17 protein-coding genes are annotated in these 16,781 nt (G+C 65.6%); 6 read left to right on the forward strand and 11 right to left on the reverse strand.

Features of this window, described 5'->3' with window-relative positions:
• Positions 1–144: 144 nt before the first annotated feature.
• Positions 145–897, reverse strand: coding sequence for an AraC family transcriptional regulator (locus HMPREF2716_RS09545; RefSeq protein ID WP_003085585.1), 753 nt, complete (start codon positions 895–897; stop codon positions 145–147).
• 190 nt (positions 898–1,087) lie between these two features.
• On the opposite strand from HMPREF2716_RS09545, the gene lon reads away from it, so the two are divergent.
• The 6 genes from lon to cmoB all read left to right on the forward strand — a co-directional run bounded on the left by lon (position 1,088) and on the right by cmoB (position 7,367).
• Positions 1,088–3,487 (forward strand): endopeptidase La, encoded by a 2,400-nt coding sequence (gene lon / locus HMPREF2716_RS09550; protein WP_043088524.1) that lies wholly within the window; start codon positions 1,088–1,090, stop codon positions 3,485–3,487.
• A 110-nt stretch (positions 3,488–3,597) separates the two neighbouring features.
• A complete protein-coding gene (locus HMPREF2716_RS09555) occupies positions 3,598–4,002 on the forward strand; it encodes a protease inhibitor I42 family protein (protein WP_003085581.1) in 405 nt (134 codons plus the stop codon).
• 98 nt (positions 4,003–4,100) lie between these two features.
• Positions 4,101–4,853, forward strand: coding sequence for a substrate-binding periplasmic protein (locus HMPREF2716_RS09560; protein ID WP_003114186.1), 753 nt, complete (start codon positions 4,101–4,103; stop codon positions 4,851–4,853).
• Positions 4,854–4,984: 131 nt separating this feature from the next.
• Positions 4,985–5,557, forward strand: coding sequence for a hypothetical protein (locus tag HMPREF2716_RS09565; RefSeq protein WP_003085577.1), 573 nt, complete (start codon positions 4,985–4,987; stop codon positions 5,555–5,557).
• Positions 5,558–5,661: 104 nt separating this feature from the next.
• Positions 5,662–6,402, forward strand: a complete 741-nt coding sequence (gene cmoA / locus HMPREF2716_RS09570) for a carboxy-S-adenosyl-L-methionine synthase CmoA (RefSeq protein ID WP_003123029.1) — start codon at positions 5,662–5,664, stop codon at positions 6,400–6,402.
• Positions 6,399–7,367 (forward strand): tRNA 5-methoxyuridine(34)/uridine 5-oxyacetic acid(34) synthase CmoB, encoded by a 969-nt coding sequence (cmoB, locus tag HMPREF2716_RS09575; protein WP_031801371.1) that lies wholly within the window; start codon positions 6,399–6,401, stop codon positions 7,365–7,367. Before cmoA ends, cmoB begins: the two co-directional genes overlap by 4 nt.
• An 88-nt stretch (positions 7,368–7,455) precedes the next feature.
• Here the strand turns inward: cmoB and pdxJ are convergent, their stop codons facing one another.
• The 10 genes from pdxJ to mucB form a co-directional block, all read right to left on the reverse strand.
• Entirely contained in the window at positions 7,456–8,202 is a 747-nt protein-coding gene (pdxJ, locus tag HMPREF2716_RS09580) for a pyridoxine 5'-phosphate synthase (RefSeq protein WP_003101974.1), read from the reverse strand.
• A complete protein-coding gene (recO, locus tag HMPREF2716_RS09585; protein ID WP_070621868.1) occupies positions 8,195–8,896 on the reverse strand; it encodes a DNA repair protein RecO in 702 nt (233 codons plus the stop codon). The genes pdxJ and recO overlap by 8 nt, the downstream gene beginning before the upstream one ends.
• 60 nt (positions 8,897–8,956) lie before the next feature.
• Positions 8,957–9,874 carry a GTPase Era gene (gene era / locus HMPREF2716_RS09590; protein WP_070621869.1) on the reverse strand — a complete coding sequence of 306 codons (918 nt, stop codon included), beginning with the start codon at positions 9,872–9,874 and terminating at the stop codon, positions 8,957–8,959.
• The gene (gene rnc / locus HMPREF2716_RS09595) at positions 9,867–10,556 is read right to left on the reverse strand and encodes a ribonuclease III (RefSeq protein WP_003085565.1); all 690 of its coding nucleotides are present in this window, start codon (positions 10,554–10,556) and stop codon (positions 9,867–9,869) included. The genes era and rnc overlap by 8 nt, the downstream gene beginning before the upstream one ends.
• On the reverse strand, positions 10,553–10,930 hold the full coding sequence (locus tag HMPREF2716_RS09600; protein ID WP_003085562.1) for a DUF4845 domain-containing protein: 378 nt from the start codon (positions 10,928–10,930) through the stop codon (positions 10,553–10,555). Before HMPREF2716_RS09600 ends, rnc begins: the two co-directional genes overlap by 4 nt.
• 168 nt (positions 10,931–11,098) lie before the next feature.
• Positions 11,099–11,953 carry a signal peptidase I gene (gene lepB, locus HMPREF2716_RS09605; protein ID WP_003101969.1) on the reverse strand — a complete coding sequence of 285 codons (855 nt, stop codon included), beginning with the start codon at positions 11,951–11,953 and terminating at the stop codon, positions 11,099–11,101.
• A 5-nt stretch (positions 11,954–11,958) separates the two neighbouring features.
• Positions 11,959–13,758: a translation elongation factor 4 gene (gene lepA, locus HMPREF2716_RS09610; RefSeq protein WP_003085555.1), complete on the reverse strand. Its 1,800-nt coding sequence runs from the start codon at positions 13,756–13,758 to the stop codon at positions 11,959–11,961.
• A 149-nt stretch (positions 13,759–13,907) separates the two neighbouring features.
• On the reverse strand, positions 13,908–15,332 hold the full coding sequence (gene mucD, locus HMPREF2716_RS09615; RefSeq protein ID WP_003114183.1) for a serine protease MucD: 1,425 nt from the start codon (positions 15,330–15,332) through the stop codon (positions 13,908–13,910).
• A 39-nt stretch (positions 15,333–15,371) separates the two neighbouring features.
• Positions 15,372–15,827 (reverse strand): alginate biosynthesis regulator MucC, encoded by a 456-nt coding sequence (gene mucC, locus HMPREF2716_RS09620; RefSeq protein WP_003110245.1) that lies wholly within the window; start codon positions 15,825–15,827, stop codon positions 15,372–15,374.
• On the reverse strand, positions 15,824–16,774 hold the full coding sequence (mucB, locus tag HMPREF2716_RS09625; protein WP_003101960.1) for a sigma factor AlgU regulator MucB: 951 nt from the start codon (positions 16,772–16,774) through the stop codon (positions 15,824–15,826). Before mucB ends, mucC begins: the two co-directional genes overlap by 4 nt.
• Positions 16,775–16,781: the final 7 nt, after the last annotated feature.

Genomic DNA, 16,781 nt, shown 5'->3' on the forward strand with positions numbered 1-16,781 from the left:
GGCGTTCTGAGACAGGCCGTGCGGGACGAATTCGCTCGGCGGATGACGTCCGCGCCGTTATCCGTCCTACACCACTCCCGGTAGGGCGAATAACCGCCTGCGGTTATCCGCCGAAGGTTATCCGCCGAAGGTGGCGGATGACGCTCAGCCCTTGCGCAGCGACTTCGGCGTCAGCCCCAGGTAGCGGCGCATCGCCGTGGTCAGCGCGCTCTGGCTGGAGAAGCCGCATTCCTCGGCGATCCGCACCAGGGGCAGGCGGCTTTCCCGCAGCAACCGCGCGGCGCAGTCGAGGCGGACCTTGAGCAGGTACTGGTGTGGGGTCAGGCCGACGCTGTCCTTGAACTGCGCATGGAAATGGCTCGGGCTGAGACAGGCGACCTGGGCCAGTTCGGCGACCGTGATGCGTCGCGCCAGGTTCCGCACGATATGCGCGTCCAGGCGCTCCAGGTCGAGCGGCCCACTGGCCGCCAGGGGCTGCTGCTCGCCGAACAGGCGCAGGTGCAGGGCGCGGATCAGCACTCCGCCGAGGGCACGGGTCAGCAACGGGTCGCTGCCGTAGCGGGCCAGTTCGGCGCCGGCGTAGCTGAGCAGGTTCTGGAAGTCGGCGTCCAGGGTCGGGTAGCGCGGCGCCTCGAACAGGCGCGCGAGCAGGTCGGGGTCTTCCGGGGTCGGGTTGTCCTCGCCCAGGTCGATGATCAGCATGCGGTTGTCGCCCACCCCGGCGAACACGTGGCCCGCCTCGCCCGGCACCAGGCAGGCGCGCATCCGGCAGACTTCCCCGCCACAGCCGTTGACCTCGAATTCGGCGCGCCCGGCCAGCGACATCACCAGTTGGTGATGCTCGTGGGCGTGGGTGTGCGACTGGTCGGGCAGACGGATGAGGCGGGTGTCGAACATGAACGGCAACTGCTCAATTTTTGCGCACTCTACTCGACTTGCCCGACGCTGCCCAGCACCTTGCCGCAAGTGGTACCCGCGTACCGCGTGCTGCGTGGAAACCTTCGGCAACATCCTTGAACGGACAGGGATTGAAACCCGCCCCCGGGGCCCCATCTAGACTCTCATGTTTCAGTCAGTCAGGTGCCTCATGAGCGACCAGGACGTTAATCCCGAACACATCAGCGACGCGCAGCCCGCCGGCACCGGCCTGGTGCTGCCCGGCCAGACCCTGCCGACCACCCTCTACGTGATCCCGATCCACAACCGCCCGTTCTTCCCGGCGCAGGTGCTGCCGGTGATCGTCAACGAAGAACCCTGGGCGGAAACCCTCGAACTGGTGGCCAAGACCGACCACCATTCGCTGGCCCTGTTCTTCATGGACAATCCTCCGGAAGACCCGCGCCACTTCGACGTCAACAGCCTGCCCGAGCACGGCACGCTGGTCCGGGTGCACCATGCCTCGCGCGAGGGCGGCAAGCTGCAGTTCGTCGCCCAGGGCCTGTCGCGGGTGCGTATCCGGGGCTGGATCAAGCGCCATCGTCCGCCGTTCATGGTGGAGGTGGACTATCCGAAGACCCCGATCGATCCCAGTGACGAAGTGAAGGCCTACGGCATGGCCCTGATCAATGCGATCAAGGAGCTGCTGCCGCTCAACCCGCTGTACAGCGAGGAACTGAAGAACTACCTGAACCGCTTCAGTCCCAACGACCCGTCGCCGCTCACCGACTTCGCCGCGGCCCTGACCACCGCGCCCGGCGGCGAACTGCAGGAAGTGCTGGACACCGTGCCGATCCTCAAGCGGATGGAGAAGGTCTTGCCGCTGCTGCGCAAGGAAGTGGAAGTCGCGCGCCTGCAGAAGGAACTGTCCGCCGAGGTCAACCGCAAGATCGGCGAACACCAGCGCGAATTCTTCCTCAAGGAACAGTTGAAGATCATCCAGCAGGAGCTGGGCATCACCAAGGACGACAAGAGCGCCGACGCCGACGAATTCCGCGCCCGCCTGGAAGGCAAGGTGCTGCCCGAGCAGGCGCGCAAGCGTATCGACGAAGAGCTGAACAAGCTGTCGATCCTCGAGAGCGGCTCGCCCGAGTACGCCGTCACCCGCAACTACCTGGACTGGGCCACAGCCCTGCCCTGGGGCGTGTACGGCAAGGACAAGCTCGACCTCAAGCATGCGCGCAAGGTCCTCGACAAGCATCACGCGGGCCTCGACGACATCAAGGATCGCATCCTCGAGTTCCTCGCCGTGGGTAGTTTCAAGGGCGAGATCGCCGGCTCCATCGTGCTCCTGGTCGGCCCGCCGGGAGTGGGCAAGACCAGCATCGGCAAATCCATCGCCGAGAGCCTCGGCCGGCCGTTCTACCGTTTCAGCGTCGGCGGCATGCGCGACGAGGCGGAGATCAAGGGCCACCGCCGCACCTACATCGGCGCCCTGCCCGGCAAGCTGGTGCAGGCATTGAAGGAAGTCGAGGTGATGAACCCGGTGATCATGCTCGACGAGATCGACAAGCTCGGCGCCAGCTACCAGGGCGACCCGGCCTCGGCGCTGCTGGAAACCCTCGACCCGGAGCAGAACGTCGAATTCCTCGACCACTACCTGGACCTGCGCCTGGACCTGTCCAAGGTGCTGTTCGTCTGCACCGCCAACACCCTCGACTCGATCCCCGGACCGCTCCTCGACCGGATGGAAGTGATCCGTCTGTCCGGCTACATCGCCGAGGAAAAACTGGCCATCGCCAAGCGCCACCTGTGGCCCAAGCAGTTGGAAAAGGCCGGCGTACCCAAGGGCCGCCTGAGCATCAGCGATGCCGCGCTGCGCGCGGTGATCGAGGGCTATGCGCGGGAAGCCGGGGTGCGCCAGTTGGAGAAACAGCTCGGCAAGCTGGTGCGCAAGTCGGTGGTCAAACTGCTGGAGGATCCCGAGTCGAAGGTGAAGATCGGTCCCAGGGACCTCGAGGACTACCTCGGCATACCGGTGTTCCGCAGCGAGCAGGTGCTTTCCGGGATCGGCGTGATCACCGGGCTGGCCTGGACCAGCATGGGCGGCGCCACCCTGCCGATCGAGGCGACCCGCATCCACACGCTGAACCGTGGCTTCAAGCTCACCGGCCAGCTCGGCGACGTGATGAAGGAATCCGCCGAGATCGCCTATAGCTACATCGGCTCGCACCTGAAGAAGTATGGCGGCGACCCGACCTTCTTCGACCAGGCGTTCGTCCACCTGCACGTGCCGGAAGGTGCCACGCCCAAGGACGGTCCCAGCGCCGGCGTCACCATGGCCAGTGCCCTGCTCTCCCTGGCGCGCAACCAGGTGCCGAAGAAAGGCGTGGCGATGACCGGCGAACTGACCCTGACCGGCCAGGTCCTGCCCATCGGCGGGGTCCGCGAGAAGGTGATCGCCGCGCGCCGGCAGAAGATCTTCGAGCTGATCCTGCCGGAAGCCAACCGCGGCCACTTCGAAGAGTTGCCCGACTATCTCAGGGAAGGGCTGACCGTGCATTTCGCCAAGCGCTACGGCGACGTGGCCAAGGTGCTGTTCCCGGCCTGAGCCGGCGGCGGATGGCCGACCGGTTCGGCCGTCCGCCGCGCCAACCTTGGCACTCGGGCGCTAGCAGGGTTTATGCTGGCGCCCTTTCCATTCGAGCCGAGGAGCGCTGCATGTCCTTTTCCCCCTCCCGTCTGCTGCTGCCATTGTCCATCGTGGTCCTGGCCGGCTGCGCCGGGCAACAGAAGCCGGTGGTCACCCTGGACGACGCCGACGACTGTTCGCCGCTGAAGCTGACGCAAGGCCAGGAACTGGTGCTGACCCTGCCGAGCAATCCCACCACCGGCTTCCGCTGGGAACTGCGCAACCCTGCTGCCAGCGTGCTCAAGCGCCTTGGCCCGGAGGTCTACAGCAATTCCGAAGAAGACAGCGGCCTGGTTGGCAGCGGCGGCGAATCGACCTGGCGCTTCCGCGTCGCCGCCAGCGGCGACGACCGCCTGGAACTGGTCTACCGGCGGCCCTGGGAAAAGGACGCGGAACCGGCGGAAAGCTTTTCCTGCGCGATCCAGGTGCGCTGAAACCGCTGCCCGCGGCGGACACATTCTGTACGAAGACCGACGTCCTGCGCCGTGGCGACCTGGCCTATCCTGACAGGCCCCGTCGCCCCGAGGACTCCATGCTCCGCGCCTCCTTCGTCCTGCTCGCCCTGTCCTGCGCCGCTCCTCTGCTCTCGCTGGCCGAACCGTTGCGCTTCGCAGGCGACGACGGCTGCCCCTACCTGTGCCCTGGCACGCCGCAGCGGCCCGGCTACCTGGTCGAGGCGCTCAGCCAGGTCCTTCGGGAGCCACCGCACTTCGACAGCCTGCCCTGGCCGCGCGCCGTGCAGATGGTCCGCGACGGCCATCGCGACGGCCTGGTCGGCGCCTATGGACTCGACGGCCTGCGGGTCGGCAGCGAGCCCATCGGCTGGGTCGGGCTGGCCTTCTACACCCGCCACGACAGCGACTGGCACTACTCCGGCGATGCTTCCCTGCTCGGCCAGCGCCTGGGCCTCGCCCAGGGCTACGTGAACAATCCGCGCTTCGAAGCCTGGCGCAGCCAGGCCGGCGACGACGACCTGCACCTGCAGGTCCTCGGCGGCGAGCGCGTGCTGCCGCGCAACCTGCAGAAACTGCTGCTCGGCCGCATCGACGTGCTATTGGAAGACCGCGACATCATCGAGCACTACCTGGAGCATCATCCGCAGCTCGCCGGACAGATCCGCCGCGCCGGCGAACTACCCGGGCGGCAGCCGCTGCACGTCGGCCTCAGCCCGCACCTGCCGGAGGTCGACGCGCGTCTCGCGGAACTCGACGAAGGGCTACGCCAACTGCGTCGCGAAGGCACCCTGAAGGTCCTCGGCGAGCGCTATAGGCTTTCTTTCGAATGACTTTCCGGGCCGCCGGAAATCCGCCGCCAGACCAGCAACCACGCTGCTTTCAGCCGATTGAATAAATTCCGGCAGGCCTTTTTGGCGTCGTCTATTACTCAATCTACGACGGCACCGAAAGGAGGCGCGTCATGGGCACCGCTCTTCGTTACTCACTGCTCTGGGCATCCACTGTCTTCGTTTCCTCCTGCGGCAGCCTGCTGCCCAGCGAACGAGCGGAAGTCCAATCCCCCTTCGTCGACTACCTCGATGCCGAACTGCGCTATTCCCAGGCGCAACCCGGCAGCACGACCCGTTCGCAGCTGTTCGGGCTGGGTTTCGATCCATTGACCCAGGGCAACGGCCGCATGCTGTCGTTCATCGACGTGCGGCTCATGTTCATCCAGCCGAACATCCCCATCGATTACCTGCCGGGCGGCCTGGTGCAATGCCTGGAAGCGAAGGACCGTTGCATCGGCTACGCCTTCGATTTCAGCAAGACCGACACCCAGCGGGTCGGCAGCTTCTGGGCGGACGTGTTCAACTTCCGCAAGAAACGGGAGTTGCAGGGCTGGTCGTTCAAGGCGGTGTTCGTCTTCGTCAACGACGTGCTGGTGCACAAGGTCAGCAACGGCGAACCGAACATCCATCGCCTGGAAGACAAGAAGAACCCGCTGGGTCCGCTGCAGGGCGCGGGAGAGTACTTCTCCGACAAGCTCAGGTGATTCGCCTGCGCGCATGGGTGAATCGTCGCCGCGCAGTTGGGCGACGCTCATCCCTCGGCTACAATTCGGCCCCCTGAAAAGCCGTGATGCCCGAGGTCACCCGCGTGAGCGAGTCCGATCGCCTGTTCGCCCAACCCCAGCAACGTGTCGCCGACTTCGTGTTCAACGAAGACGTGGTGCGCGTGTTCCCCGACATGATCAAGCGCTCCGTGCCGGGCTACCCCACCATCGTCGAGAACATCGGCGTACTCGGCGCGCAGTTCGCCCAGCCGAACAGCGTGCTCTACGACCTCGGCTGCTCGCTCGGCGCGGTCACCCAGTCGCTGCGCCGCCACGTCCGCAACGACGGCTGCCGGGTGATCGGGGTGGACAACTCGCACGCGATGATCGAGCGCTGCAGTGAATACCTGCATGCCCAGGACGCCATGTACCAGGAGCTGCTGCCGGTCGAGCTGATCGAGGCCGACATTCTCGCCCTGGACCTGCAACCCACCTCGCTGGTGGCGATGAACTTCACCCTGCAGTTCGTCGCCCCCGACCAGCGCCTCGGCCTGCTGCGCAGGATCCGCCAGGCACTGCTGCCCGGCGGCGCGCTGATCCTCTCGGAGAAACTGCGCTTCGCCGATGCGCAGGAGCACGCGCTGCTCACCGACCTGCACATCGCCTTCAAGCGTGCCAACGGCTACAGCGAGCTGGAGATCGCGCAGAAGCGCAGCGCGCTGGAAAACGTCATGCTCCCCGACACCTTCGAGGAACACCGTGAACGGCTGCTGGCCGCCGGCTTCAGCCGGGTCAGCCAATGGTTCCAGTGTCTCAACTTCGCCTCGATGATCGCCCTGCCATGATCCAGCACCTCGCCCTCGACGCCCTCCAGCGACACCTCGCCGGCTCTCCGCTGTACGGCTGGGCGACCAGCCTGCCCGCGCAGATCGCCGCGCGCATCGAGGAAGGCCACGGCGACCTGGCCCGTTGGTGGAGCGCGGTCCAGCGCCTGCCCCAGGTGCCCGCGCCGAAGGTCGACCTGGCCCAGCGCTTCGCCCTGCACAGCGACCACGATGCGGCGCTGCAAGCGCAGATGAAGGAAGCGCTGCAAGGGCTGATTCCCTGGCGCAAGGGCCCCTTCGACTTCTTCGGCGTGCAGGTCGATACCGAATGGCGTTCCGACTGGAAATGGGAGCGTGTCTCGCCACATGTCGAACTGCGTGGCAAACGCGTCCTCGATGTCGGCTGCGGCAACGGCTACTACCAGTGGCGCATGCTCGGCGCCGGCGCGGAGAGCGTGGTCGGGGTCGATCCGAACTGGCTGTTCCTCTGCCAGTTCCTCGCCGCCAAGCGCTACCTGCCGGAGCTGCCGGCCTGGCACCTGCCGCTGGCCCTGGAAGACCTGCCGGAGAAGCTCGAAGGCTTCGACACGGTATTCTCCATGGGCGTGCTCTATCACCGTCGCTCGCCCATCGACCACCTGCTGGCGCTCAAGGACTGCCTGAAGCGCGGCGGCGAACTGGTCCTGGAGACCCTGGTGGTGGAAGGCGACGCCAGCACCGTGCTGGTGCCCGAGGACCGCTACGCGCAGATGCGCAACGTCTGGTTCCTGCCCTCGGTGGCAGCCCTGGAGCTCTGGCTGCGCCGCGCCGGGTTCGCCGACGCGCGCTGCGTCGACGTCAGCCTGACCAGCGTCGAAGAACAACGCTCCACCGAATGGATGCGTTTCCAGTCGCTGCCGGAATTCCTCGATCCGCAGGACCGTTCGCGAACCGTCGAAGGCCTGCCGGCACCGATGCGCGCCACGCTGGTGGCGCGCAAGCCCTGACAGCGAATAGGGAAAAGCCCATCCTCGGATGGTTTTTTTTTTGCTTTCATCCGCCCCGCAGGTCGACGGCAAGCGGGGCGCGATTGCCTCAGCGCTTGGTCGCCGCGGCCAGCATCAGCGCTTTCATCTCGGCCACCGCCTGCCTGAAGCCGACGAACAGGGCGTGGGCGACGATGGCGTGGCCGATGTTCAGCTCGTTGATGCCGTCGATGGCCGCGACCGGCTCGACATTGTGGTAGTGCAGGCCATGCCCGGCGTTGACGATCAGGCCGAGGGAACGCCCGAGGGCCACGCCCTCGCGTACCCGCTGCAGCTCGCGGGCCTGCTCCTCGGGATCTTCGGCGTCGGCGTAGCGACCGGTATGCAGTTCGATAGCCGGCGCGCCGACCCGGGCGGAGGCCTCGATCTGCCGCGGATCGGGATCGATGAACAGCGACACTTCGCTGCCCACCGCAGCCAGGCGTCGCACCGCGTCGCGGATGCGCTGTTCCTGGCCGGCGACGTCGAGGCCGCCCTCGGTGGTCAGTTCCTCGCGGCGCTCGGGGACCAGGCAGCTATGCGCCGGCCGGATCTCCTCGGCGAAGGCGAGCATTTCCTCGGTGACCCCCATCTCGAAGTTCATCCGCGTCTGCAGCACTTCCTTGAGCACCCGCACGTCGCGTTCCTGGATATGCCGGCGGTCCTCGCGCAGGTGCACGGTGATACCGTCGGCGCCGGCTTCCTCGGCGTCCAGGGCGGCCTTCACCGGGTCCGGATAGCGGGTGCCCCGGGCCTGGCGCAGGGTGGCGACGTGATCGATGTTCACGCCGAGCAGAATTCGAGTGGCTTCAGTCACGGGGTGACTCCTTACGGTTCATGAACAGCTCGCGGCTGACCAGCGGCCGGCCGCCCAGATGGGGAGCGAGCGCCTGGCGCATCAGGCGCTTGGCCGCCGCCAGGGCGCCGGGGGCGCTCCAGTCGACGTCGGCCATGGATAACAGTTCGGAGCCCTGGAACAGCCCGGGTTGCAGTTGCGCCACCGGCTCCAGGCCGGCCTCTGGCAAAAGCTGGTACAACGCCTGCGGCTCGATCGGGCGCCCATCGATGTCGACATCGAGAGCGAAACCATAGCCCAGTTGCTCCAGCAGGCGCCATTCGAACGCGCGCAGCAGCGGTTCAATGGGTCGCCCCGCCGCCAGCAGCGGCAGGGTCGCGGCGTAGTGGGCGAAGATTTCCGGCTGCGGGTCTTCCGCCGGCAACAGGCGGATCAACAGCTCGTTGAGGTAGAGACCGCTGAACAGCGCCTGGCCATTGAGCAGGTTGGGAACACCGGCGCTTTCCAGCCGGGCCACGGTCTTCAGTTCGCCGCGCCCGCGCCACTCCGCTTCCAGCGGCACGAATGGCCGCGCCAGGGCGCCAGCCTTGCCGCGGGCGCCGCGCAGGACCGCGCGCAGGCGACCCAGCGGGGTGAAGAAGTCCACCAGGGCGCTGGTTTCCTTGTACGGCCGGCTATGCAGCACGTAGGTGGCTTGGGCGGCGGCGAAGGACATGGCGGGTCGACCGGGCGCGAGAGGGATGGCGCCCGGCTGGCGCCGGGCTGCCGGGAACGGTCAGAGGTCGCCGTAGCCCAGCGAGCGCAGGGCGCGCTCGTCGTCGGACCAGCCGCCCTTGACCTTGACCCAGAGGTTGAGCATGACCTTGGAGTCGAACAGCACTTCCATGTCTTTGCGCGCGTTCTGGCCGATGCTTTTGATCCGCTCGCCCTTGTCGCCGATGATGATCTTCTTCTGCCCCTCGCGCTCCACCAGGATCAGCGCATGGATATGCAGGATGCGACCTTCCTGCTTGAACTCCTCGATCTCCACGGTGATCTGGTAGGGCAGCTCGGCGCCGAGCTGGCGCATGATCTTCTCGCGGACCAGCTCGGCGGCCAGGAATCGGCTGCTGCGGTCGGTGATCTGGTCTTCAGGGAAGAAGTGCTCGCTTTCCGGCAGACGCTCGGCGACCAGCTTCTCCAGCACGTCCAGGTTGGTCCCGTGCTGCGCCGAGATCGGTACTACCTCGGCCTTCGGCAACTGCTGGGTGAGCCATTCGAGGTGCGGCAGCAGGTCGGCCTTTTCCTCGATGCGGTCGGTCTTGTTCACCGCGATCAGCACCGGGCAACTGACGTACTGCACGCGCTCCAGGACCATCTGGTCCTCTTCGGTCCAGCGGGTGCGGTCAACCACGAAGATCACCACGTCGACATCCTTCAATGCCGCGCTGGCGGTACGGTTCATGTAGCGGTTGAGGGCCTTCTCGCCGCTCTTGTGCAGGCCGGGCGTATCGACGTAGACGGCCTGCACCTCGCCCTCGGTCTTGATCCCGAGCATGTTGTGGCGGGTGGTCTGCGGCTTGCGCGAGGTGATCGCCAGCTTCTGCCCGAGGATGTGGTTGAGCAGGGTGGACTTGCCCACGTTGGGGCGGCCCACGATCGCCACGTAGCCGCAACGGCTGCCGGCAGCGATGTCGTCGTGCATGTCAGTCATGGCCATTCTCCACGCCCAGGGCCACCAGCGCGGCGGCCGCGGCCACCTGCTCGGCGATGCGGCGGCTGCCGCCGTGCCCGTGGGTCTTGTCGCTCAGCAGGGCCACTTCGCAATCGACGAAGAAGGTCCGGCAATGGGGTTCGCCCTGGATATCCACCACCTCGTAGCGCGGCAGGTCGCAGCCACGCGACTGCAGGAACTCCTGCAGGCGGGTCTTGGGGTCCTTGTTGGTGTCCACCGGGGTCAGCTCGCGCAGTTGCGGTCCGAGCCAGGCGATGATCCGCTCGCGCGCGGAGTCCATGCCGGTATCCAGGTAGATGGCGCCGATCAGGGCTTCCATCGCATCGGCGAGGATCGACTCGCGGCGAAACCCGCCGCTCTTCAGCTCGCCCGAGCCCAGCCGCAGGTAGTCGCCCACCTCGAAGCCGCGCGCCAGCAGGGCCAGGGTCTCGCCCTTGACCAATCGCGCGCGCAGGCGCGAAAGCTGGCCTTCGCGAGCCTGCGGGAAGTGGTGGAACAGCGCCTCGCCGATGACGAAGTTGAGAATGGCGTCACCGAGGAACTCCAGGCGCTCGTTGTTGCGCCCGGCGTAGCTGCGATGGGTCAGGGCCAGGACCATCAGGTCCCGGTCTTTGAAGGTATAGCCGAGCTTGCGCTCGAGTCGGTCCAGCGAATTACTCACGGCATGCGTACACGGAATTCTTTGTCGAAGTGGACCACCAGGTCGATGTTGCTGATCAGTGGCTCGCGTTTTTCATATTTCAGGTGCGCCCGGAATTGGTTGTCTTCCAGTTGCACCTCCAGGGCCTTCTCCAGGTCCAGGTTGCGGATGCCGTTGATCTGCATCCCCTTGCCGACGTAGCTGTAGAACTCCGGCACGGAACGCACCTCGGCCGCCTTGTCGGTCTCCACGGAAGTGATCACCTTCTCCAGCGAGTAGTAATCCATGTAGTGCGGGATGATCTTGAACGCGGCGCTGGCGAAGAACGCCACCACGCCCAGCACCACCAGCCACCCCAGCAGGGACATCCCCTTCTGCGAACGCGCGAACCTCATGTCGGACCTCATGTCAGTGTAGTTATTCCGTCCAGCGAGCGGTAACGCCATCGGGCAGGGCCCTGCGGCGGCGTTCGCGGAAGTGAAAGCGGGGCTGCCCTCGGGAGCAGCCCCGCTTCGCGATTATTCAGCAGGAGCGCCCTTCCGCGTGGCGAACCTGCGCACAGGTCAGTGAATCACGCCGACCCGGGAGAAGTTCGGCAGGTTGCTCATCTTCGGATCGGGCCAGCTCATCCATACAGCGAAGGCCTTGCCGACGATATTGCGGTCCGGAACCATGCCCAGCAGATCCTTGGGGATCTTCGGATCGTTCCAGTAGCGGCTGTCGTTGGAGTTGTCGCGGTTGTCGCCCATCATGAAGTAGTGGCCGGCGGGAATGGTCCACTGGCGGTCGGGCTCAATGCGATAGCGGCTCATTTCCTTGCGGATCAGGTGCTCGGCCTGGCCCAGCTTCTCCTGGTACAGGGTCACGCTGCCCAGGGTGCCCGGTTCCTCGCCGACCAGTTTCTCCGCCACCAGCTCGCCGTTGACGTACAGGCGCTTTTCCTTGGTGTAGCGCACGGTGTCGCCGGGCAGGCCGACCACGCGCTTGATGTAGTTGATGTTCGGTTCGCTGGGATAGCGGAACACCATGACATCGCCGCGCTGCGGATCACCGATCGGGATCACCTTGGTGTCCAGCACCGGCAGGCGGATACCGTAGGCGAACTTGTTGACCAGGATGAAATCGCCGACCTCGAGGGTAGGTTTCATCGACCCCGAGGGAATCTGGAACGGCTCGACCAGGAAGGAACGCAGCACCAGCACGATGAACAGCACCGGGAAGAACGACTTGCCGTACTCCACCAGCAGCGGTTCCTTGTTGAGCTTCTCCAGCACTGCCGGATCGGGCTCGTTCACCTGCCCTTCGTAGGAAGAGATCGCGGCCCGCCGACGCGGCGCGAACAGCACCAGGTCGACCAGGGCCAGGGCGCCGCATACAGCCACGGCGATGACCAGCAACAACGGGAAATTGAGTGTCATGGGTTCTAGCTATCCACTTTGAGCACGGCGAGGAAGGCTTCCTGGGGAATTTCCACGCTACCGACCTGCTTCATCCTTTTCTTACCAGCCTTCTGCTTCTCCAGCAGCTTGCGTTTACGGCTCACGTCGCCACCGTAACACTTGGCCAGCACGTTCTTCCTGAGCGCCTTGACCGTCGAGCGGGCGATGATCTGCCCACCGATGGCTGCCTGGATCGCCACGTCGAACATCTGCCGCGGGATCAGTTCCTTCATTTTCTCCACCAGCTGGCGGCCCTTGTAGGGGGCGTTGTCGCGGTGGACGATCAGGGCGAGGGCGTCGACCTTCTCGCCATTGATCAGCACGTCGAGACGAACCAGGTTGGACGGCTCGAAACGATCGAAGCTGTAGTCCAGGGAAGCATAGCCGCGGCTGGTGGACTTGAGGCGATCGAAGAAGTCGAGCACCACCTCGTTCATCGGCAGGTCGTAGACCACCTGCACCTGGCCGCTGAGGAAGTGCATGTCGCGCTGCACGCCGCGCTTCTCGATGCACAGGGTGATCACGTTGCCCAGGTGGTCCTTGGGCACCAGGATGGTGGCGCGGCAGATCGGTTCGCGCATTTCCTGGATCGACGCCAGGTCCGGGAGCTTGGACGGGTTGTCGACGTAGATGATCTCGCCATTCTTCTGCACGATCTCGAAGACCACCGTGGGCGCAGTGGTGATCAGGTCCAGGTCGTATTCGCGCTCTAGGCGCTCCTGGATGATCTCCATGTGCAGCATGCCGAGGAAGCCGCAACGGAAGCCGAAGCCCAGGGCTTCGGAGCTTTCCGGCTCGTATTGCAGCGACGAGTCGTTGAGGGTCAGCTTCTGCAGGGCGTCGCGGAAGTCCTCGAAATCGTCCGAGCTGACCGGGAACAGGCCCGCGTAGACCTGCGGCTTGACCCGCTTGAAGCCCGGCAGGACCTCGACGTCCGGCGTGTTGTTCAGGGTCAGCGTATCGCCCACCGGCGCGCCGTGGATATCCTTGATACCGGCGATGATGAAGCCCACCTCGCCCGCCTTCAGGTCGACGGTCTCGGTGTGCTTCGGAGTGAATACCCCGACGCTGTCCACCTGGTGGACCTTGCCGGTGGACTTCACCAGGATCTTGTCGCCCTTCTTCACCCGGCCGTTCTTCACCCGTACCAGCGAGACCACGCCGAGGTAGTTGTCGAACCAGGAGTCGATGATCAGCGCCTGCAGCGGCGCCTCGATCTCGCCTTCCGGGGCGGGGATGGCGGTCACCAGGCGCTCCAGCACCTCCAGCACGCCCATCCCGCTCTTGGCGCTGCAGGCCACGGCGTCGGTGGCGTCGATGCCGATGATGCTCTCGATTTCCTCTTTCACCCGCTCCGGCTCGGCCTGGGGCAGGTCCATCTTGTTCAGCACGGGCATCACTTCCAGCCCCTGCTCGATGGCGGTGTAGCAGTTGGCGACGGACTGCGCCTCGACGCCCTGGCCGGCGTCCACTACCAGCAGCGCGCCCTCGCAGGCGGCCAGCGAGCGGCTGACTTCGTAGGTGAAGTCGACGTGGCCGGGGGTATCGATGAAGTTGAGCTGGTAGGTCTTACCGTCCTGCGCCTTGTAGTGCAGGGTCACGCTGTGGGCCTTGATGGTGATCCCGCGCTCGCGCTCCAGGTCCATGGAGTCCAGGACCTGGGCCTCCATTTCGCGATCGGAGAGGCCGCCGCACATCTGGATGAAGCGATCGGCCAGCGTCGACTTGCCATGGTCGATATGGGCAATGATGGAGAAATTGCGGATATGGCTCAGGTCGCTCACGGCTCAACACACTCGAAAAGGGCAAGGGCGGCAATCCGCCGAAAAATAGCCGGGGAGTTTACCTGATGCTCGGGCAAGGCGTCACGCAGGTAACGGATTGACGGGCATGAAAAAGGGCGGTGGAAACCGCCCTTTTTTCGCCAGCCGGCTTATTCGGCCAGCTTGAAGGTAATGAAGCTGGCGCGTCCCTGGCGCAGCACCCGCATCGAAACCGAACGGTTCTTCGGCAGGGCCTTGGCCACGTCGGCGAAGACCTTGGTCGAGGTCACCGCCTTGTTGTCCAGGTGGGTGATGACATCGCCCGGACGCAGGCCGATGACCGCGGCCGGACCGTCCTGGACTTCCTTGATCACCACGCCGCCCTGGATATCCAGGCTCTTGCGCTGCTCGGCGGTCAGGTCGGCGACGGTCACGCCCAGGCGGTTGCTGCTGCGCTCGGCGCCCGGAGCGCCCATCGAGGCGATTTCCTCGTCGTCGTCCGGAAGGCTGCCTACCGCCATGCTCAGGGACTTGCGCTGGCCGTTGCGAATCACGTCCAGGTTGATCTTGTCGCCCGGCTTCATGTTGCCCACCAGGTGCGGCAGGTCGGCGGACTCGTTGATCGACTGGCCGTTCAGGCTGAGGATCACATCGCCCACCTGCAGGCCACCCTTGGCCGCCGGGCCGTCTTCCACCAGTTGCGCCACCAGCGCGCCGGACGGCTTGTCGAGGCCGAAGGACTCGGCGAGATCCTTGTTCACTTCCTGGATCACCACGCCCAGCCAGCCGCGACTGACCTTGCCGGCTTTCTTCAACTGGTCGGCGACGTTCAGCGCGACATCGATCGGAATGGCGAAGGACAGGCCCATGAAGCCGCCGGAACGGGTGAAGATCTGCGAGTTGATGCCGACCACTTCGCCCTGCAGGTTCAGCAGCGGACCGCCGGAGTTACCCGGGTTGATCGCCACGTCGGTCTGGATGAAGGGTACGTAGCTCTCGTTCGGCAGGCTACGCCCCTTGGCACTGACGATACCGGCGGTGACCGAGTGATCGAAGCCGAACGGCGAACCGATGGCCAGGACCCATTCGCCCACTTTCAGCTTGTTCGAATCGCCCAGTTTCAGGGTCGGCAGGTTCTTCGCCTCGATCTTCAGCACCGCCACGTCGCTGCGCGGGTCCGCGCCGATCAACTTGGCCTTGTGCTCGCTACGGTCGGACAGGCGCACCAGGATCTCGTCGGCATCGGCCACGACGTGATTGTTGGTGAGGATGTAGCCGTCGTTGGAGATGATGAAGCCGGAACCCAGCGATTGCGCCTCGCGCTGCTGGCCGCGCGGATTGCGCGGAACCTGCGGGATGCTGCGCTCGAGGAAGTCGCGGAACATCGGCGGCAGCCCTTCGAGGTCGGGGATCGACAGCTGCCCGCGCGCCATGGCGCGATCCGGCAGCTTCTGCCGCGTACTGATATTCACCACCGCCGGCGACGCCTGTTCGACCAAAGGCGTGAAGTCCGGCAGTTCTGCCCGGGCCGTCATCGCCAGGCTCAAGGCCAGCAAGGCCACCATCGCAGCCATACAGCGTTTTAGGGTATGCATCGACTACAGCTCCCGTGATGTTCGAGGGAAGAGAAAGACTCAGGCCGAATCGGACGGCCCGGAAATCAGCGCTCGCAGAACCACCGGCTGCGAGGCTGGATCATCGGCATGACGACGAGCATGCCGACGCACCAATAGCCAGGCCGCCAGCAAACCCGCCAGCCCGGACACGATGATCAGAGGTTCGACAAGGCCCGCCCGGGTCGCCAGCAATGCTGCCACGAAAAACCCGAGCAGAGGGAAAAGATAGAAGAGGACGGAGGCGCGCAACAACAGGTCTTCATGAATTCCTAGGACGACCGCATCGCCGACCCGCAGGCTCAGGTCGCTCAACGCGCGCACCCGGGCACGCCCCGCGCCGACGCCCAGGCGCTGCATCAGCCCCTGGCCGCAACCGGCATTGGCCGAGCAGGACGAGCAGGTACTGCGGCGCACGGTCTCGACCCATACCGCTCCCGGCTCGGTCGCCACCACTCGCCCCTGCTCCTCGATCATTTCTGGGCGGCGGCCTCGGGCCGGATGGACAGCGCCACCCGCTCGGCGGTGCCCAGCGGCACTTCGCCGACGACGGTCACCATCTGGCCGCCGTCATCGGTCTGCAGGCGCTTGGAAACCACCACGGTCGGGCCGAGCTGGCTGCGCGCGTCGCCAACCATGGCACCGTGCAGCGGCTCGATGAACACCGAGAATCGTGCCAGGCCATCGCCATAGGTCAGGCAGGCGACCGGATCGGGGGTGACCGGACTGCGACGCATGAAACTGCGGGTCAGGGTGAAACCTGGCGGCAGCCATTCCGAGCGCCAGGCCACGGTCTTCTCGCCGTCGGCCTTGGCCGGGCCGACGACCTGGCATTCGGCGCCCGCCTGCAACTGGTCTTCGGCAGGTGCCGCGCCGGTATTCAACTGGGTGAACTGGAAGCGCTCGAGCAACTGCCCCTTCTCGTTCAGCAGCAGCGACTTCAACGGCAGGCCGGTGTCGCGGTCCAGGTGCAGCTCGAAGCCGTAGCGATGCTGGTCGCGCGGAGTCACCGCAAGGACCACTGCCGGGCGGCCGGCGACACGGGATTCGCCGACCAGGCGCAGGTCGTACCAGGAAGCCAGCTGGGAGGGATCGAACTTGCGCACCGGCCACAGCTGGGCATCGGCCAGTTGGTCGGCAAGGCCGCCGCTGATGCACTGGGTGCGCCCGTCGACCCGGACCACTTCCTGGCGCGCGCCGTCGAGCTGGAGCAGGCGCTCGCGAACCGCACCATCGCTCTCCACGCGATGCCAGATCTCATGGGTGGAGAAGCTGCCATTGCGCTCGTAGACGAAGGTGCCTTGGAAACTGTTCTGGCGATCGGCCTCGGCGAGACGATTCAGCCAGTCGGAAGCGTCGGCAGCCTGAGTGGCGGGAACCGCCATCAGGCTGCCAAGCAAAAGCAACAGGGAGGTGGTGCGCATGTCTCTC

Source organism: Pseudomonas sp. HMSC076A11 (assembly GCF_001810205.1).
Lineage (GTDB): Bacteria > Pseudomonadota > Gammaproteobacteria > Pseudomonadales > Pseudomonadaceae > Pseudomonas > Pseudomonas aeruginosa.

Bases quoted from the DNA above. Each gene is read 5' to 3' on its own strand.
- HMPREF2716_RS09545 (WP_003085585.1), bottom strand. From the start codon at position 897: ATGTTCGACACCCGCCTCATCCGTCTGCCCGACCAGTCGCACACCCAC.
- lon (WP_043088524.1), top strand. From the start codon at position 1,088: ATGAGCGACCAGGACGTTAATCCCGAACACATCAGCGACGCGCAGCCC.
- HMPREF2716_RS09555 (WP_003085581.1), top strand. From the start codon at position 3,598: ATGTCCTTTTCCCCCTCCCGTCTGCTGCTGCCATTGTCCATCGTGGTC.
- HMPREF2716_RS09560 (WP_003114186.1), top strand. From the start codon at position 4,101: ATGCTCCGCGCCTCCTTCGTCCTGCTCGCCCTGTCCTGCGCCGCTCCT.
- HMPREF2716_RS09565 (WP_003085577.1), top strand. From the start codon at position 4,985: ATGGGCACCGCTCTTCGTTACTCACTGCTCTGGGCATCCACTGTCTTC.
- cmoB (WP_031801371.1), top strand. From the start codon at position 6,399: ATGATCCAGCACCTCGCCCTCGACGCCCTCCAGCGACACCTCGCCGGC.
- recO (WP_070621868.1), bottom strand. From the start codon at position 8,896: ATGTCCTTCGCCGCCGCCCAAGCCACCTACGTGCTGCATAGCCGGCCG.
- era (WP_070621869.1), bottom strand. From the start codon at position 9,874: ATGACTGACATGCACGACGACATCGCTGCCGGCAGCCGTTGCGGCTAC.
- HMPREF2716_RS09600 (WP_003085562.1), bottom strand. From the start codon at position 10,930: ATGAGGTTCGCGCGTTCGCAGAAGGGGATGTCCCTGCTGGGGTGGCTG.
- lepB (WP_003101969.1), bottom strand. From the start codon at position 11,953: ATGACACTCAATTTCCCGTTGTTGCTGGTCATCGCCGTGGCTGTATGC.
- mucD (WP_003114183.1), bottom strand. From the start codon at position 15,332: ATGCATACCCTAAAACGCTGTATGGCTGCGATGGTGGCCTTGCTGGCC.
- mucC (WP_003110245.1), bottom strand. From the start codon at position 15,827: ATGATCGAGGAGCAGGGGCGAGTGGTGGCGACCGAGCCGGGAGCGGTA.
- mucB (WP_003101960.1), bottom strand. From the start codon at position 16,774: ATGCGCACCACCTCCCTGTTGCTTTTGCTTGGCAGCCTGATGGCGGTT.